Raw genomic sequence first — 17680 nt, 5'->3', positions numbered from 1 at the left:
TTTCACGCAGTGGATAGCAAATCTCTGCTGAACCCAATATGAGCGGGATAGCCCGTTTAAAATCCCTCTACACGCCCAGATTGCGCAAGGCCAGCCGGAACAGAAAAGTACTGCCGCGCTGGGCATCGCCGGTGTCTTCATAGTCATAGCGCCATGTCACGCCCATCGAGAGACAACCGTCGTCATATGCGACGCCGAGGCGATGCCTCACTGGCTCATATCCGTCGGCTACCGAAAAAGGATCTTCGCTACGATCCGTCAGGTCGATGATCGCGGAACCAAAAACAGACCAATAATTATCTATCTGATAGCGTCCGCCAACGCGTATTTCTTCACGGTCTCTGAGGTCTTCTAGCTCGGGCCCGATATTGCGGTCGAGGCGGAGATATCCGATTTGGGCGTAAGTGCCCTTCGAACCGACCGTTGCATCGATTTCGTTCCGCCGTATCGCAAGATTATCCTTGTCCAGCCGGAAGCGATGGGTGAATTTCACGATATCCTTGAACCGAACATTGGTGCGGCCAACGATATCGGAAAACCGATCAGATAAACCTGTGCCTTGAGGCACAATATTGTTGTTGTTCTCCAGTCGATAGCTCTGGCCGGCGATCATGTTCACCTGCAAATTAGGACGATTGATTTCCCATTCCAGCCCGTAGGTCGCCCGGACATTGTCTTCATAACGGTCATAACCGGGGAAACGATTGAGAGCGAAAAGATTGCTGTCTTCCAGATCAACGGCGCGGGAATCTTCATTGGGTAACGAAAGATTGGCTAGGCCGGGACTTGCCACAATCTGAAAGCGCGGCGTGATTGTCTGGGTACCGCCAAAAGCCTCACCGATAAGCGGCCATTTTACATCAACAGCCGCCGTGGCAATTGCGCGTGTCTGCCAGCCGGTTTGACCGCGGTAGATGGCAGTCTCGTTAAGCGCGTTGTCATCACTATGATAAACATCGCCTCGCACAAAGCCGGTAAAAGTGATTTCCTGGCCCCATTCGGTGAGTTTCTTCAGATCCCAGCGGGCCGATCCGAATGCGCGCTGGGTATCCTGTCCTTCACTTCGACCGATTGCGAGGCTGTTTGCCTGCAGTTGGATTCGCCCACCCAGGACAGGTTCGTTGAACCGCTTGCGATAGTCGATCACCGGCAGCGCGACCGGAACACGGTTTTGCGGATCGTTCACCCGTAAGGTCTGAAAGGCCCATCCCGCCAACGAAAAATAGCTGCTTTCGCTGATCCGTTCGAGGTTGATCGTTGAACGAAGGCTATCGTCGTCGCTGATGTCGTAGCGCCTGAGGAAGGTGCGATCTGACGCAATGCGAGCCGATTGGGACACTGTCCATTTGTCATCGAGCCGGAACCGTCCATTAGTGGCAAAATAGCCGCGAAAATCGTTCTCTGCATTAGGCACGATTTGAGATGATCCTGTAGGAATGCGCGAACCATAAGTAGCGTAGCCGGTTAGCTGGAAAGCGCCCTTCTCATCAAGATTGCGAAAGCTCCCGCTGATCAGTGGCGCAACGTCTGTAAATACTTGCGCGGTAACCGTGGCATCCTGATTGGGTGCGATGCTGAAATAATAGGGTATCGTCAGTCCAAGTCCGTTCACCGTATCCAGTTTGACGTCGGGAACTAAAAGACCGCTGCGGTTTTCGTCGCTAACCGGGTGAGAAAGGCCCGGTAAGGGTATGACCGGCAGGCCGAAAATTTCGATCCGAGCCCCTTCATATCTGACCCGCTTTTCGACCGGGTCGTAGATCACCTTCACGGCCTTGATCTGCCAACTCGGGTTTTTGGGGCATCCGTCTTCGGTTGTAACCGCGCATGCGGTATAGGCCGCATTGTGAAGCGCCAGCGAACCGTCGGTGAACCGTTCGCTTCTGCGCGCGGCCAATCTGCTACCATCTTCCAGAACCAGCAGAAGGTTATCGACAGCGCCATCGCGCAGACTATCGGTCAGTTCAATCCGGTCACCGTAGGCCACGTCTCCATCGGGACTGGTCGACCGGATATTGCCCTCCGCCACCACAATACCGGTGTTGCGGTTCCACACAACCTGATCAGCGCGCAGTTTATAACCGTCGCGATTGAGGATTACATTGCCCTCGGCGGTGACGATGTCGTTCGCGAAATCATAGTCAAGCGTATCGGCCTTGAATTCTATTTCATCTTTTTGCTGATCCGAGTTTGTCGGGGCTTCGCTTTGCAATTGGGCCGTTGCCGAAGTCGGTGTTACAGCGGCCAAGAATAAGGTAAAAAGGACGGGGGAAGATTTCATCGACTGGCTCAACCTGCTTTTAGCCCCATTTTGGACAGCCTCGGATATCGCACTGTCCACCTTCCGAACGCCTATTGCACCAGTTTGTCTTGTCTGCAAATTTTCTTTGACAGATTCTGGTGAACAGGTGCTTGACCAGAAAACCAAGACCGTGCAGCAACGTCGTTCATCATGATTTATGTTGGTCCGTTCGTAGACGAGTCGGACCGACGAGTGAACCATTGAGGCTATTCACTCCTCAGAACAGAAAATAGGGACAGTTTCCAGATGAATTTCAACTTTGCCAACGAGCGCCCCGCGGATGCAGACGCGATCATATTTGCGATTACCAAGAATGGATTGAGCGAGTTTGATCTGGCATTGGAACAAGCAGATATTGTAAAGTCGGCTGCGAAAGCGGCGCGGTTTGAAGGGAAGTCTGGAGAGGTCTTCGAAACCTTCGTGACCGAGACGGGCAAGGTCCTGCGAGTAGTTCTGACGGGGCTGGGTAAAGGCAAAGCAAATGATGCCGAGTCTGCGGGTGGTTCCGCGATAGCCAAAATTCTTGCGTCCGGAGCCAAGCATGCGGCCATTCACCCATCGGGTTTGGACGAGAAACGTTTGGTACGTCTGCTTTTCGGGGCGAAATTGCGCAGCTGGCGACATGACAAATATCGGACCACCATGCCTGAAAAACAGAAGGTCACTCTTGAGAAAATAACAGTGCTTGATCAGGATCTGGCATCCGCCAAAGCTTGGCAGGACCTTTCCGCGGTGGCTGACGGCGTTGCCCTGACTCGCGAACTGGTCGCAGAACCTGCGAATGCTATCTATCCCGAAAGCTTTGTCGCCCGTTGCGAAGAATTGAAAGAACTTGGTGTCGAATTCACCGTTCTCGGCTGGGATGAAATGGAAAAGCTGGGCATGGGCGCACTGCTTGGCGTTTCACAAGGCTCCGAGCGTCCCCCGCGCTTGTTGGCGATGCGCTGGGACGGTACCAATGGTGCCCAGAAAACACCGCTTGCCCTGGTGGGCAAGGGCGTGACGTTCGACACAGGCGGAATTTCCCTGAAGCCAGGTGCCGGTATGGAGGAGATGAAATGGGATATGGGCGGTGCCGGAGCGGTTGCCGGAACCATGAAGGCGCTTGCTGGTCGTAAGGCCAAAGCGCATGTCGTTGGCGTTTGCGGGCTGGTCGAAAATATGCCGGACGGCAAGGCGCAGCGCCCCGGTGATGTTGTAACCAGCATGAATGGCCAGACAATCGAAGTAATCAACACCGATGCCGAAGGGCGGTTGGTATTGTGCGACGCGATGCACTGGACGCAAGAGACTTTCAAACCGGAAGTGATGATCGATCTGGCAACCCTGACCGGTGCGATGATTATCGCGCTGGGCAATGAACATGCGGGTTGCTTCAGCAATGACGATGATCTCGCTGAAGACCTGATCGATGCCGGCAAGGATTCCGGCGATCCGGTCTGGCGGCTTCCGATTGGTCCTGCCTATGACAAGCTGATCAATTCGCCGATTGCCGACATGAAGAATGTCGGGCCGCGCGGGGCCGGGTCGATTACTGCAGCACAATTCCTCAAACGTTTTGTCAAAGATGGCGTAAAATGGGCGCATCTGGATATTGCCGGCATGGTCTGGGCGGACAAGCCCAGTCCGGTTTGGGAGAAGGGCGCGACCGGCTATGGCGTGCGTTTGCTCAACCAATATGTCGCGGACAATTTCGAAGATTGATCTTGTTGCTCTTATCCGGAAATATCATCCCAGGATGTAACGGTGCGTGTTGATTTTTACCATCTGACCCGTGATCCGGCGGAAAAGCTGGTCCCGATGCTAGCAGGCAAATCGCTTGATATGGGAAAAAAAGTGTTGTTGCTGGCGCAGGAAGAGGCCCGCTGTGTCGGGCTCAGCACCGCTTTGTGGGGGGACGAGCCGGCCAGCTTCCTCGCCCATGACTACGCCGGATCAGTAGGGCAGGCGGATCAGCCGATTCTAATTTCCGATCAATGCGAGCCCGCGAACGGAGCGCCGTATATCATAATTTCCGATGGTCAATGGCGGAACGGGGCGCTGGCCTTCGAGCGTGCGTTCTTCCTCTTCGCTGCCGATCAGATCGATCATGCGCGTACCGTCTGGCGGGAACTGTCGGCCAGGGAGGATGTCACGCCGCGCTACTGGAAACAGGATGGCGGCCGCTGGGTCGAAGGCCCCTGAATTTTACGATTTCTGCCCGCAGAAACCGCTATGCTGTCATCGAAAACTTGCCATGGTGCAGTGCAGCAGCTAAGGGCGGCGCGAACTTACAATATCCCCGATCTATGGAGCAATATCATGGCCGTGACACGGACATTTTCAATCATCAAACCTGATGCTACCCGCCGCAATATCACTGGTGCCGTCACCAAGATGCTGGAAGAGGCTGGTCTACGTATCGTCGCATCCAAGCGTATCCACATGAGCAAAGCACAAGCCGAAGGATTTTATGCGGTGCACAGCGAGCGCCCTTTCTTTGGGGAGCTGGTCGACTTCATGATCAGCGGCCCCTGTGTCGTTCAGGTGCTCGAAGGTGAAAATGCGATGCAGGCCAACCGCGACATCATGGGCGCGACCAATCCTGCTGACGCGGCTCCTGGCACGATCCGCAAGGAACTGGCGGAAAGCCTCGAAGCCAACACGGTCCACGGCTCTGACAGCGACGAGAATGCGGCGATTGAAATCGCCTATTTCTTCAGCGAAGACGAAATCGTCGGTTAAATGTTCGCCGCGACATGCGTAGTCCGTCATGGAGCGCTTCGCGGCGAATGATGATCCAGTCAGGATCGGGTTTTTGAACCGGTCATGATAGCCTTCGGGCGCCGACCCAGTCGACCGCTGTGCCATGCACGGGCACCGCGGCAAGTTCGGGAACCGGCTATCGGTTTCAGTTCATAGGACCACTGATTTTCGAATCACTCAATTCGCGCCCGCAACTGCAGTGTAAAACTGGGAGCGGGGTCGCCGGCCGACATCGCACCTTTGGGATTGAGACAAACGTGTCTTACCAATGGATCATAACCGGCGGCGGGAACATAAGTGCAGTTGGTGAATAGCGCAGGCGGGGAAACTGAATCGGAATACTTGAGATCCGTCGCCTCTGAAAAAGACAGACTCGCGCCATTCTGGGTAAAATAGACAGCACCGGTTGCAGGTCCAGCGCCGTCAATGTCACCGTTGAAAAACTCTACTTCGGGCGGCAAGCTGTCCAATACAAAGGTGCTATCAGTATCCGACTGTGCTGCGCCGGTGTTGGTTACCGTAATCGTGTAAACAACATCATTGCCCGGGATAGCAAATCCGCCCAGTCCTGTGTTATCCAATATCGTGCTTGTCTTGGATACCGCGTAAATGGCTGTACCGGCAATTGTCACCTGATAGTCCTCGACCTCGCCATTCGAAGCGATCTGAGCCGCGCCGAGATTTGACTGGGTACTCCAGCGAAACCGCGCAATAGTCGGGTTGGTTGTGGCGGTGATCGGCACATTAATCGCTAGTCCAATGCTGCCGATCGAGGGATTGGTGTCACCTGGTCCATTGTCTTGAACATTTGTTGCGATCTGCTCTCCCGCGTCTGCAAAATCGCCATCGCCGTTCCAATCTACCCACGCCTGCAACCTGCCCCCGGAACCAGACACCAAAGACGTATGCGTTGCAGATTGTCCCTGGGTCATTGCAGAGAATGTCACTCCGTCATCTCCTGTATCACCAACGGCGGTCGGGCTATTGTATGAACTTGTTTCGGTTGTATTGACGGAGCCGAGCAAAATGCCCGCAACAATATCATGGGCGGGATTCCCATAGCCCAGAACCGCATCGCCAAAGTCTTGGGAAGATTGCGGGGCAGGGGTCGGGAAAGCCATAACCGGACAACTGAAGTCCAAAGATGTCAGCCGGATGGTCGATCCGGTGCCGAGCGCACCGATGCGATAGTTAAACGAGCTGGTTCCCGTGTACTGAACCGAGACAATGTTTTGCGTTGCCGTGGGATCGATGCCTGAGGCTGTAAAATTGGTACGCGATTCAAACCGGACGTTCGATGGAACGGAGGGACCGGAAAAATTAACATCCAGATTGGTTGGGTTTTCCAACACATAGCTGGCAAATGGCTTCGAGAATTCGGCATATTCTCTCAAGCTGCCGCTGTCGCCGTCAATATCGATCCCTGAAGCGGCTACATCAAGACTGACCGGTGCTGTTCCTCCAGCGGTTACAAACGATATAGTAAAGTCGATGCTCCGGGCATTCGCGCCACCCAGTTCCGGCTGAAAATTGCCGATAAGGCCAGTGTCGCGATCAATTGTAGCAAGCGTGGCGCCATTCAATGCGACAACGGTAACCCGGGCATCAACGCCTGTAGTAACATTGGGAAATCGATAGACCGCTCCTGCGCTCAGAGCCGTCCCGGAAATCAAAACGGGATTGCGAAAATCGAGAACGGTGATTGGCCGACCATGGCAAGCCGTCGTTTGTGCCTCTGCTGCTTCAGTGAAAAACACTGAAGCAACGAAAACGACCAGCCAGAATAACCAAAATTTCATTTGTTTCTAATATCTTACTATTGGGTTGCTTGACTAACGGGTTGCAGGCCTGCGGTGCAGGAAGTACTTTGTGTTTGGTGGTCAACTCCGCCGATCTCAAAGACCATGAACACTTCGCTGCACTCGCTGTTGGCGTTCCCGTCCAACACTTCCGTCACTTCGGCCTGCACAATTTCGTTATGCACAGATGGACTTGATGAGAGCACCAAAGAGATTGGAAATAGCCAAATGGATATTATGCTCATCTGAGGATCCCCTGTTGCGAATACGAACCTACTTAAAACGCTGACAATCTAACGACCCGGGAGAACTCCGAACCGAGACGACGTGGCCGATGACAACTTTATCAACGGTAAAAGCTGCGCGGACTTAATCTTCCAATTCAAAACTAAGGCCGCCCAGCCATCCCGTCGAACGGAATTAGACTCAAAATGGGTGTAAAAATGCCGGTCAGGAACGAGTTGGTAGGTGGTCAAGACTGGCTGTAGGAATCGCTCCAGGGCAGTGCTGTCGATATAATAGCCAAGACACCTGTGTTGATATGGATATGATGGCACAGCACGGCTTTTTACCGGCCCATTGCCGACTCGCTCTACCACTTGCATTTTATGACGAATGTCGAGTAGCTTAGCGCTATGACCCGCGAGCAAGATCAAAGCGCACAGGACCAGCCAGCGGTCTCCAGATCGGATATGCCGAAGGCGTCGGTCATGGCTTTGATCAAAAACAGCCCGATCGCCTCGGTGGTCAGCAATCCACGTCTGCCCGACAATCCTATTGTCGCGGTCAATGACGCTTTTCTGCAACTGACCGGCTATGATAGAGACTTTATCATCGGCAGAAATTGCCGGTTTCTGGCGGGCGAGGCGACCGAGCCCTGGCTTACAGAGGAAATCCGGCGCGGCGTGCGGCAACAAAAATCCGTTCTGGTCGAAATATTGAATTACAAGAAGGACGGCACGCCGTTCCAGAATGCCGTGCTGGTAGCTCCCTTGTTCGATGAAGAAGGTGAGTTGGAATATTTTCTGGGATCGCAGGTGGAAATAGATGCCGAATCACCCAGTCTGGTGAAGGCGCGCCGGATGCGGGCTGTCGCCATTGTGAAAGACCTGTCGAAACGGCAGCGTGAAGTGCTGCAGTTTATCGCCAAGGGCCTGCTAAACAAACAGATTGCCTATGAATTGGGGCTCAGCGAGCGGACCATCAAAATGCATCGTTCAATCCTGATGAAGCGGCTCGAGGTCCCTAGCGCAGCGGACATGGTGCGATTGGCTGTAGAAGCGGGAATGTAGGGGTTTCTTGTATATGGTCTAAAGACCGTATCGATATCGCGCTTGTGTGGGTTTAGTGATTGCTGCGTATCGCGGGTTGGAACTTCTTTCCCCAAATGGGTCGCAGACTTTTTTGGGCAACTGATCATCCCTCCTCCTTGTTGTCCAAAGAGTTCCGGCCCGTGATGCGCTTTTTTGCTAAAACTGATCCGCGATTGCGATCATTTTGATGAGCCGTTTCGGGGCTACTGCCTGCCAGCTTTTGCGGAGCCAGTCGTCAATATGGTTCCAGTCGGTGCTGCCGGTATCGAGCCGGATCGCAATCCAGCCCGATTTCCCCAAGAATTTGGGTGAGTAATAAAGCTCCGGGTCGGCATCGATCAGCGCCGCCTGTTCATCCAGTCCGGATGTTTTGACCAGAAGCCCGATGCTTTCCTCACCATAAAGTCTCTGGGTGAAATAGGCGAAATATTTGCCGTTTTTCTCCCCGCCAACGCGCCACCCGGGCGATCCAAAGCTCAATCGCTCGGAGGTTTCCTCGAGCGCCAGAGCTCGGTCGCGTATCTGCTGTAAAATCCAGTCGGGATTGCTCTCGCGGGTAACATATCGGGCGAGCGTCGCCGGATAGAGTTGATGTTCGGCAATCAGTATCCTGCTTGCCAGCCCGTCGGCATCGTCATCTGGCAGAATTGCAACTTCCGTTTGGGCGAGTACCGGCCCGTCGTCCAGTTCGGGTGTCACCAGATGAACACTGCATCCAGAGACCTTGTCTCCGGCATTGATTGGGCGTTGGTAAGTGTCGAGGCCCTTATATTTGGGCAACAGGCTGGGGTGGATGTTGAGCATTTTATCTGCCCATTTTTCGACAAATCCGTCGCTCAAGATCCGCATGTAACCAGCCAGTACGACATATTCGGCGCCGGAACGGACAATTGCGTCGTGCATGATTTCATCATGAATTTCGCGCGACAGGCCTTTGTGCGGTCGGGCGAAGGTCGCGAGGCTTTCGGCCTCGGCGAGCTTCAAACCGCGTGCACCGGGATCATTGGATGCCACCAGCACGATGTCATAGGGGCAATCGGGCGATTTGGCGGCATAGACAAGCGCCGCCATATTGGACCCGCGGCCGGAAATTAATATCGCGATTTTGGCTTTTTCAGCCATTGTGGGTGGCCGTCCAGTCGTCGGTCGCCGACCATGTGCCGCGGTTTCCCGAGACAGAACAGCCCTTGATGCCGTTACGTATATCGCCGATTCGATGGACTTTTTCTCCGGCAGCTTCGAGATCGGCCGAAATCGCATCCGCTTCGTCCTGTGAAACAGCCAAGACCATCCCGATACCGCAATTGAATGTCCGGGCCATTTCCTCGGGTTCGATATTGCCCTGAGCCTGCAGGAACGCCATCAGACGTGGTTGTTCCCAGCTCGCGGCATCGACACGGGCGTGCAGCCCGTCGGGCAATACGCGGGGAATATTTTCAAGCAGACCGCCACCAGTAATATGGGCGAGGGCCTTGATCCGGCCGGATTGCATCAGCGGGAGCAGTGATTTTACATAGATTCGGGTCGGCGCTATTAACGCCTCAACCAACAATATATCCGGGTTGAACAGGGCAGGGCGGTCCATTTTCCAGCCTTTGTCCGCCGCCAGACGCCGAACCAGAGAGAAACCATTGCTATGCACGCCGGAGGATTCGAGGCCGAGCAGGATATCGCCTGTCTCGATACTAGCTCCGGTCACGACTTTGTCGCGCTCGACCGCTCCGACGCAGAAGCCGGCAAGATCATAGTCGCCTTCGGCATACATGCCTGGCATTTCCGCGGTTTCGCCGCCGATCAGCGCGCAGCCGGACATTTTGCAACCCTCGGCGATGCCGGCGACAACCCGTTCAGCAATGCCGTTTTCCAGCTTGCCTGTGGCAAAATAGTCGAGGAAGAATAATGGTTCCGCGCCTTGAACGATCAGATCATTGACACACATCGCCACAAGATCGATTCCCACCGTGTCATGCCGGTCGTAGTCGATCGCCAGCTTGAGTTTTGTCCCTACGCCATCATTGGCCGCGACCAGAAGCGGGTCCTGATAACCCGCCGCTTTCAGATCGAAAAAACCTCCGAAACCGCCCAGCTCTGCATTGGCACCGGCGCGCGCTGTGGCTTTGGCCAGCGGCGCGATCGCCTTGATCAGGGCGTTGCCAGCGTCGATGGAAACACCGGCTTTTGCATAGGTGTAAGAATCCGGCTCATTTTGCTTTTCACTCATAACTTGTGCGATTAGACAACTCGCGGCTGGATTTCCACGCCATAATCGTCAAAAGGGCGCAAATGAGTATTTTGACTGACTTCAGGATCAAGGTTGCTGCGATTATCGCGGTTGTGACGATGCTCGCGGCGACGGTTGTCTATGCCCAGCTGGAAGGCACGGAACGGGGTGTTGCGCCACTCGCGAGCGGCGGCGACTTCGAGGTCATGGGCGTAAAAGTCGACGTGAAGGGGGATAATGCCTTTGATGCCCGCAAAAAGGGCTGGGAGGAAGCACAGCGCTTGGCCTGGAAGATGCTGTACAAGCGCAAGCAGGGCGCTGAAAGCGCCGGCCTGCCCGACGGTACGCTCAATACGATCGTTTCCGCGATCATAGTCGAGCAGGAGCAAATCGGCCCGAAGCGCTATATAGCGACGCTGGGAATCATGTTTGACAGGGCCAGAGCGGGGTCGATTCTGGGTGTCAGCGGACAACGGTTGCGGTCTCCGCCACTGCTGGTTCTCCCCGTCATGTGGAGCGGAGGCTCGCCCCAGGTTTTTGAAAGCCGGACCGAATGGCAAAAAGCCTGGGCCCGATTCCGCTCCGGCGACAGCCCCATTGATTATGTCCGTCCCTATGGATCAGACAGCGAGTCGCTCGTGCTCACGGCCGGGCAGGCCAATCGCCCGAGTCGTCGATGGTGGCGGAATATACTGGATCAGTTTGGCGCGGCGGATGTTATCATCCCCATTGTCCGGCTGACCTATGAGTATCCCGGCGGTCCGGTTAAAGCCCGATTTACCGCCCGTTACGGACCCGACAACAAATTTATCGACAGCTTTGCACTCAAAGTGGCCCGCAGCGAAGATATTCCCAAGATGCTGGATCAGGGTATCGCGCGACTGGATAGCATATATTCCAGCGCTCTTTCCCGCGGCATCCTGAAAACCGACCGGTCGCTGATCATCGAGGATCCGTTTAATATAGATGATTTGAATCTAGAGGATTTCGACCTCGGAGAAGATGAAGTGCCCGAAAGTGGCGATGGAAATTCTGCTGAAACCGCCGCTAGCGAAGGTACAACGGCAGCCGGCAGCGAAGCGCCGGTCGCGGCCCAGGTCGCCACGACCAGTATTTCCTTGCAGTTCAACACCCCCGATGTCGCCGCGGTAAGCCGGGGTGAATCGTCGGTGAGGGCGATTGCGGGAGTGACTTCGGCATCGACGTCCAGTCTCGCACTTGGGGGAGTTTCTGTCATGAGCGTGAACTACAGGGGTAATATTTCGGCCCTTGCTCAGGCGCTACGGGCGCAGGGCTGGCAGGTTCAGCAAGGAGCGGGCGCCTTGCGTATCAGTCGTCCGGGACAGTAGGAAGTTTAGGCGGTGAGTCAGATAGCCCTACCTCTCGAACAAACCCCGTCGCCGGACCATGACGGATATCTCGTGACCGCCGCGAACGCCGAGGTGCACCGTCACTTGCAGCATTGGCGTGAATGGTCCCATCATACGATGATTTTGACCGGACCGGAAGCTTGCGGCAAAACGACCATGGCGGCGTCGTTTGAAACAGAAAGCGGTGGACTGTGTCTTGATGAGGCGTCTGACACCGAGGATACCGAGATATTCCATCTTTGGAACCGCGCGAACAGCGAGCAAAAGCCGCTGCTTCTTTTGTCGGCAAAACCGGTTTCGAAATGGGGGGTCTTGCTACCGGATCTCAAATCCCGGTTGGCCGCGTCGTTGCTTGTGGAAATAGGTCCCCCTGACCAGGCAATGATCGATGGCCTGTTCCAAAAATATTTCAATTCTCGCGGCCTGACGATATCCGAAGATGCGCTTCGCTATCTGGAGAAGCGTATGATCCGGTCTTACGCAATGGTTCAAAGTCTGGCGCAAAAGATGGATGCACTTGCGATCGAGGCCAAAAAACCGATCAACTTGGCTATTGCGAAATCCGCACTGGAGTTTTTTGACGCCGGTGACGAAAAGGTGGATAGCTAGAATATGGAAAATCCCGCTGCAGAATCGCTCGATGCGGACCTATTGCTCGAGGGTGATGGCAGCGGCGCTTTTTCGGAAGATGGCGGCAAACGCTATTTTAACCGGGAAATAAGCTGGCTGGGCTTTAACGAGCGGGTTATCGAAGAGGCCGAAAACAGAGCGCATCCGTTGCTCGAACGGCTGCGCTTTCTGTCGATTTCCGGTAGCAACCTCGACGAGTTTTTCATGGTCCGCTTTGCCGGGCTGGTCGGTCAATATCGCCAGAATATCGAGGAACGTTCGGCGGACGGCCTGACTCCCACGCAGCAGTTGGAGGCAATTGCGATCCGCGCCGACGCTTTGTTGGAGCATCAGCAGCGGGTATGGTCGGCATTGTCCAGGAACTTGGCGGAAGAAGATATTTTTGTTTCGACGGTGGGCGAACTTCCCGACGATTCCAAAGTCTGGCTCAGACAGCATTTTCTCGACCAGATATTTCCGGTACTGACGCCGCAGGCGCTCGATCCGGCCCATCCCTTTCCGTTCATTCCCAACAAGGGATTGAGTCTGGTTTTCGATCTGGTCAGGGAGTCCGATAATCAGGGCATTCGCGAACTGGTGATGATACCATCCGGCCTCCCGCGCTTCATACGTCTGCCGGGTGAATCCGCCATCTATGTGTCGGTCGAGACCGCCATCCAGGAATTTTCCGATATATTGTTTCCCGGCTATACCGTAAAAAGCAGCGGCTTGTTCCGGATCATCCGCGACAGCGATATAGAAGTGGAGGAGGAGGCGGAAGATCTGGTGCGCTATTTCCGCAGCGCAATCAAACGCCGCCGTCGTGGCGATGTGATCCGGCTCGAAATGGGACCAAAGCTCGCCGAGCCGGTGGTCGCGATGTTACGCGAAAATCTGCTGCACGATGGGGCCACCGAAAGCCGGATCAACGGTCTGGTCGGCGTGGGCGATCTCGGCATATTGGTTGAAGAAGACCGCCCGGATCTCAAATTTACGCCTTATAGCCCGCGCTTTCCGGAGCGCATTCGCGATCATGGCGGCGATTGTTTTGCCGCCATTCGAGACAAGGATATCCTGGTCCACCATCCGTATGAATCTTTTGAAGTCGTGATCGAATTTCTGCGGCAGGCCGCTGTTGACCCCGATGTCGTGGCGATCAAGCAAACGCTTTATCGTGCGGGCAAGCAATCCGCGGTCATCCGGGCTCTGATTGACGCTGCCGAAGCGGGTAAATCGGTAACCGCGATAGTCGAACTCAAGGCACGTTTTGATGAAGAGCAGAATCTGCTCTGGGCGAGCGCACTGGAGCGGGCCGGCGTGCAGGTGGTTTACGGGTTTATCGAATGGAAAACCCACGCGAAAATATCAATGGTCGTCCGCAAGGAACAGGAAGGCTATCGCACCTATTGCCATTTCGGGACCGGTAATTATCACCCGATTACCGCCAAAATTTATACCGACCTCAGCTTTTTTACCGCTGATCCGCGAGCCGCGAGGGACGCGGCACAATTGTTCAACTATATCACCGGCTATGTCGAACCCAAGGAGCTGGAACTCATTTCCATGTCCCCCCGGAACATGCGCAATGACCTGATGGGTCTGATCGATCAGGAAATCGCCAACGTCCGTGACGACAAGCCAGGAATGATCTGGGCCAAGATGAACTCACTGGTCGATCCGGCGCTGATCGAGAAACTATATCAGGCCAGCAATGCCGGCGTTGAAATCGATCTGGTGGTCCGGGGAATCTGTTGCCTGCGGCCCGACGTGCCGGGCATGTCGGATCATATTCGCGTGAAATCGGTGGTTGGCCGTTTTCTGGAGCATAGTCGAATCTGGGCCTTTGGAAACGGCAGGGAACTACCCAATGATGGTGCAAAACTCTATATTTCGTCGGCTGACTGGATGCCGCGTAATCTTGACAGGCGCGTGGAATATATGATGCCGATCACCAACAAAACTGTCCATGACCAGATACTGGATCAGGTCATGGTGGCCAATTTGATCGATGACGAACAGAGTTGGGAATTAAATGCTGATGGCAGCTACACAAGGGTGAAGCCCGCCAGCAAACCGTTCAACTTGCACCGCTATTTCATGACCAACCCGTCACTCTCGGGTCGCGGCAAGGCACTTAAGAAAAGCAACGCCGTCCCGCGTCTCAGCCTGCGCCGCCGCAAGAAAAAAGCATGACCGATATGATCGCGCAAAAAGGCAACCTGCCCGGTTCCGCGCAAACAAAAAAAAGGCAATCGAATCGCCGTACAGCCATTGTCGATATCGGTTCGAATTCGATCCGGCTGGTTGTTTACCAGGGACCGGCCAGGGTTCCTGCGGTTCTGTTCAATGAAAAGGTGATGGCGGGACTAGGGCGGGAATTGTCAACCACCGGCATGATTTCCGAGGATTCGATGCAACTCGCCATACGCGGCCTGAAGCGCTTCCACCGCCTGTGTATGGACATGGAAGTCGATAGTATCATGAGCTTTGCCACAGCCGCAGTGCGTGATGCGAGCAACGGCAAGGACTTGCTCAAGGCCGCGCGCAAGATCGGCTATGATGTGTCGGTGTTGCAGGGCGAGGAAGAGGCGGAACTGGCCGCACTGGGCATCGTTTCCGGCATGCCGGATGCTACCGGAATCGTGGGAGATCTGGGCGGTGGTAGTCTGGAACTGGCGAGAATCGACAAAGGTAAGGTGCTGGAGCGATATTCGTTTCCACTTGGCGTGTTTAGAGTTGCGGACTTGCGCACCCAGGGCAATGACAACCTGAAAGCACAGGTGCGCAAGATGCTCAAAAAGACCGGATGGGAGAAGAAGGCGCAGCAGATGCCTTTCTATCTTGTCGGCGGTTCATGGCGCTCTCTCGCCCGGCTCGACATGCACGACAGCAATTATCCGCTCCCGGTCATCCATAATTACGAGATGGAACCGCGGCGCGCGCAGCGGCTTGTCAGCCGGCTGGCACAATTGAACAAGGAAAAGCTCAAGGGTGTGCCCGGCCTCTCCACATCCCGGATACCGACGTTGAATGATGCCGCATGGCTGTTGTCCATGCTGGTGCGCTATCTGAACAGCAGCAAGATGGTCGTTTCCGCTTATGGTGTGCGAGAAGGCATGTTGTTCAAAAGTATAAGCAAGCAGGAAGCGGCACGGGACCCGCTATTGCTGGCGACGGAAGATGCCGGAACGGCGCAAGCCCGTTTCCCGGCGAATAGTAAATTGCTGGGCAAATGGATTACCGATATATTCTCTGACGATCCCGTCGAGTGGCATCGCATTCGTCAGGCCGCCTGCAATCTGGGCGATGTCGCCTGGCGGGCGAATCCCAATTTCCGGGCCGAGCGCGGACTGGAAATCGGGCTGCATGGCAACTGGGTCGGCATCAGTGGACCGGAACGTGAAATGTTGGGGCAGGCGCTGTTTACCAGTTTCGGAGGGGGCAATGATACGTTCCCCGGCGGCGGACAGCTTGCCGACGATCAAGCGACGAGACGTGCAATATGCTGGGGATTGGCGATGCGTCTGGGGCAGCGGCTCAGCGGTGGAACCCGCAATCCGCTCGAACAGACGCATATCCGGAAATCGGGTAAAAAGCTGGAACTGGCGATTGCCGGCGATCTGGTCGATCTCTATGGTGATGCGGTTGCCAAACGGCACGGGCATCTCGCCAGCATGATGGGTCTGGAACCGGTGATGACGGACGTTTAGCTACTTGGTCTCTGCGACGTCGCCCTCTTGCTGATGGGTCATTTTCAACTTGCCATCCTTGACCGTGAAACTTACCCGGCCTTCGACCAGATCCAGCGCATCGCGGCCAAATTCTTCATAGCGCCAGCCCTCGAGTAGCCCGACGCCTTCGCGTTCTCCGGCGACTATGCGTTCCAGATCATCGGCACGAGCAAGCAGACGGGATGCGACATTCATCTCCGCCGAACGAATCTTGAGCAACAGTTTGAGCAGATCCGTTACGAGGGCATTGGACTTGCCATTTTTGGGGCGACGGCCGATCTTCGACGGCAGATCATCGCGTGACAGCGGTTCGGCCTGATCGATGATATCCATCAAGCGGGCGCCGATATCGTTGTTTTTCCAGCCCGCCGAAAGTCCGCGGACCTGTCCAAGCTTGGATTGTTCCTTCGGGGGGTGCGCTGCGATGTCCGCCAGCGTTTCGTCGCGCATGATCCGTCCGCGAGGAAGGTCCTTGGACTGGGCTTCCCGTTCCCGCCAGGCGGCGAGCGCCTTCAGTCTGCCCAGCATGTCCAGATTGCGTCCCTGCGATTTGACCCGCAGCCAGGATTTTTCCGGATCATTGACATAATTGTCGGGATCGGCGAGCTTTTCCATCTCGGCGTTGATCCACATGCCGCGACCGGTTTCGCGCAATTTTTCCAGCATCCTTGGGAAAATTTCGGCGAGATGGGTGACATCGGCTACCGCATATTCCAGTTGGCGCGCATTGAGCGGGCGGCGCGACCAGTCGGTGAAACGGGCGCCTTTGTCCAATGTGATGCCAAGCCAGCTGTCGACCAGATTTGCATAGCCGATCTGTTCGCTCTGGCCGATCGCCATTGCCGCAATCTGGGTATCGAAGATCGGATGCGGGGTCTTACCGGTGATATTGTGGATAATCTCGACATCCTGTCCGCCGGCGTGGAAAATCTTGAGCACATTTTCGTTGTCGACCAGCAATTCCATAAGCGGCCCGAGATCCACGCCCTTGGCAAGGGGATCAATCGCGGCGGCTTCCTTGCCGTCCGAGATCTGGATAAGGCAGAGAATGGGCCAATAGGTATTCTCGCGCATGAACTCTGTATCAACGGTCACGAAATCCGCAGACGCAAAGCGGGTGCAGATATCGGCGATGTCTTGGTTGTCCGTCAGCAATTTATGGATGTGCATTTTTATCCTATACAGCGGGCAGGTCATCCCGCAAACAATTCGTGGGCGCAGGATAAAATTGGGGGAAAGTCATGGCATTTTGGCCACTGATACTGATCGCCATATTGGCATTACTGTTGCTCGGGCAGGCAATGGCGCTTTGCGGGGACGCCTGTCTGGCTATCGCCGATCCGCGACCGATTGGCGGAAAGACGATCGAGATCACGATCCTGGCCTGGGGCTTTGCTTCCCGACGGGGCCGATCCTTGCAAGTCGACGATTGCGCGCGGCTTGGCATCAACGATATGCGCTTTTTCATGACCCGAAAGGCGATTTTAATTTGTCTGGTGACCTTCGGCTTTGTCCGGAAAGTGAGCATTGCCTATCGCTGCTATGCCGGTGATTCCGACGTGGGAGACGCCTGATGGCGCAGGCCACCCG

14 protein-coding genes are annotated in these 17680 nt (G+C 55.2%); 9 read left to right on the top strand and 5 right to left on the bottom strand.

Annotated elements, in window-relative coordinates:
- Positions 1 to 67 precede the first annotated feature (67 nt).
- The gene (locus WBM93_RS04590) at positions 68 to 2281 is read right to left on the bottom strand and encodes an LPS-assembly protein LptD (RefSeq protein ID WP_424428773.1); all 2214 of its coding nucleotides are present in this window, start codon (positions 2279 to 2281) and stop codon (positions 68 to 70) included.
- A 267-nt stretch (positions 2282 to 2548) separates the two neighbouring features.
- Here WBM93_RS04590 and WBM93_RS04585 point away from each other — a divergent pair, with 267 nt between their 5' ends.
- The 3 genes from WBM93_RS04585 (at position 2549) to ndk (ending at position 5026) form a co-directional block, all read left to right on the top strand.
- Positions 2549 to 4006, top strand: coding sequence for a leucyl aminopeptidase (locus tag WBM93_RS04585; RefSeq protein ID WP_424428770.1), 1458 nt, complete (start codon positions 2549 to 2551; stop codon positions 4004 to 4006).
- Positions 4007 to 4048: 42 nt separating this feature from the next.
- Positions 4049 to 4486 carry a DNA polymerase III subunit chi gene (locus WBM93_RS04580; RefSeq protein ID WP_424428767.1) on the top strand — a complete coding sequence of 146 codons (438 nt, stop codon included), beginning with the start codon at positions 4049 to 4051 and terminating at the stop codon, positions 4484 to 4486.
- Positions 4487 to 4603: 117 nt separating this feature from the next.
- Complete coding sequence (gene ndk / locus WBM93_RS04575; protein ID WP_424428817.1) at positions 4604 to 5026, top strand: nucleoside-diphosphate kinase; 423 nt, start codon at positions 4604 to 4606, stop codon at positions 5024 to 5026.
- A 194-nt stretch (positions 5027 to 5220) separates the two neighbouring features.
- Here the strand turns inward: ndk and WBM93_RS04570 are convergent, their stop codons facing one another.
- A complete protein-coding gene (locus WBM93_RS04570) occupies positions 5221 to 6846 on the bottom strand; it encodes a GEVED domain-containing protein (RefSeq protein ID WP_424428764.1) in 1626 nt (541 codons plus the stop codon).
- Between the two features lie 710 nt (positions 6847 to 7556).
- Here WBM93_RS04570 and WBM93_RS04565 point away from each other — a divergent pair.
- Positions 7557 to 8138, top strand: coding sequence for a LuxR C-terminal-related transcriptional regulator (locus WBM93_RS04565; protein ID WP_424428761.1), 582 nt, complete (start codon positions 7557 to 7559; stop codon positions 8136 to 8138).
- A 177-nt stretch (positions 8139 to 8315) separates the two neighbouring features.
- On the opposite strand, the gene purN is transcribed toward WBM93_RS04565, so the two are convergent.
- Together purN and purM are read right to left on the bottom strand one after the other, a co-directional pair.
- Positions 8316 to 9281 carry a phosphoribosylglycinamide formyltransferase gene (gene purN / locus WBM93_RS04560; RefSeq protein WP_424428758.1) on the bottom strand — a complete coding sequence of 322 codons (966 nt, stop codon included), beginning with the start codon at positions 9279 to 9281 and terminating at the stop codon, positions 8316 to 8318.
- A complete protein-coding gene (purM, locus tag WBM93_RS04555) occupies positions 9274 to 10380 on the bottom strand; it encodes a phosphoribosylformylglycinamidine cyclo-ligase (RefSeq protein WP_424428755.1) in 1107 nt (368 codons plus the stop codon). The genes purN and purM overlap by 8 nt, the downstream gene beginning before the upstream one ends.
- A 62-nt stretch (positions 10381 to 10442) precedes the next feature.
- Here purM and WBM93_RS04550 point away from each other — a divergent pair, with 62 nt between their 5' ends.
- Genes WBM93_RS04550 through WBM93_RS04535 form a run of 4 tightly spaced genes read left to right on the top strand, consistent with a single transcriptional unit; the run spans position 10443 to position 16069 of the window.
- Positions 10443 to 11729 (top strand): heavy-metal-associated domain-containing protein, encoded by a 1287-nt coding sequence (locus WBM93_RS04550; protein ID WP_424428752.1) that lies wholly within the window; start codon positions 10443 to 10445, stop codon positions 11727 to 11729.
- A 12-nt stretch (positions 11730 to 11741) separates the two neighbouring features.
- Entirely contained in the window at positions 11742 to 12359 is a 618-nt protein-coding gene (locus tag WBM93_RS04545; RefSeq protein ID WP_424428749.1) for a hypothetical protein, read from the top strand.
- A gap of 42 nt (positions 12360 to 12401) precedes the next feature.
- Positions 12402 to 14552 carry an RNA degradosome polyphosphate kinase gene (locus WBM93_RS04540; RefSeq protein WP_424428814.1) on the top strand — a complete coding sequence of 717 codons (2151 nt, stop codon included), beginning with the start codon at positions 12402 to 12404 and terminating at the stop codon, positions 14550 to 14552.
- The gene (locus WBM93_RS04535; protein WP_424428746.1) at positions 14549 to 16069 is read left to right on the top strand and encodes a Ppx/GppA family phosphatase; all 1521 of its coding nucleotides are present in this window, start codon (positions 14549 to 14551) and stop codon (positions 16067 to 16069) included. The genes WBM93_RS04540 and WBM93_RS04535 overlap by 4 nt, the downstream gene beginning before the upstream one ends.
- On the opposite strand, the gene rnd is transcribed toward WBM93_RS04535, so the two are convergent.
- Entirely contained in the window at positions 16070 to 17260 is a 1191-nt protein-coding gene (gene rnd, locus WBM93_RS04530; RefSeq protein WP_424428744.1) for a ribonuclease D, read from the bottom strand.
- Positions 17261 to 17331: 71 nt separating this feature from the next.
- Here rnd and WBM93_RS04525 point away from each other — a divergent pair, with 71 nt between their 5' ends.
- Entirely contained in the window at positions 17332 to 17664 is a 333-nt protein-coding gene (locus WBM93_RS04525; RefSeq protein WP_424428741.1) for a hypothetical protein, read from the top strand.
- Positions 17665 to 17680 lie beyond the last annotated feature (16 nt).

It is taken from the genome of Parasphingorhabdus sp. (genome assembly GCF_049667325.1).
GTDB lineage: Bacteria > Pseudomonadota > Alphaproteobacteria > Sphingomonadales > Sphingomonadaceae > Parasphingorhabdus.
The sequence above is the reverse complement of the archived record's forward strand: the minus strand, read 5'-3'. Positions and strand labels throughout refer to the sequence as shown.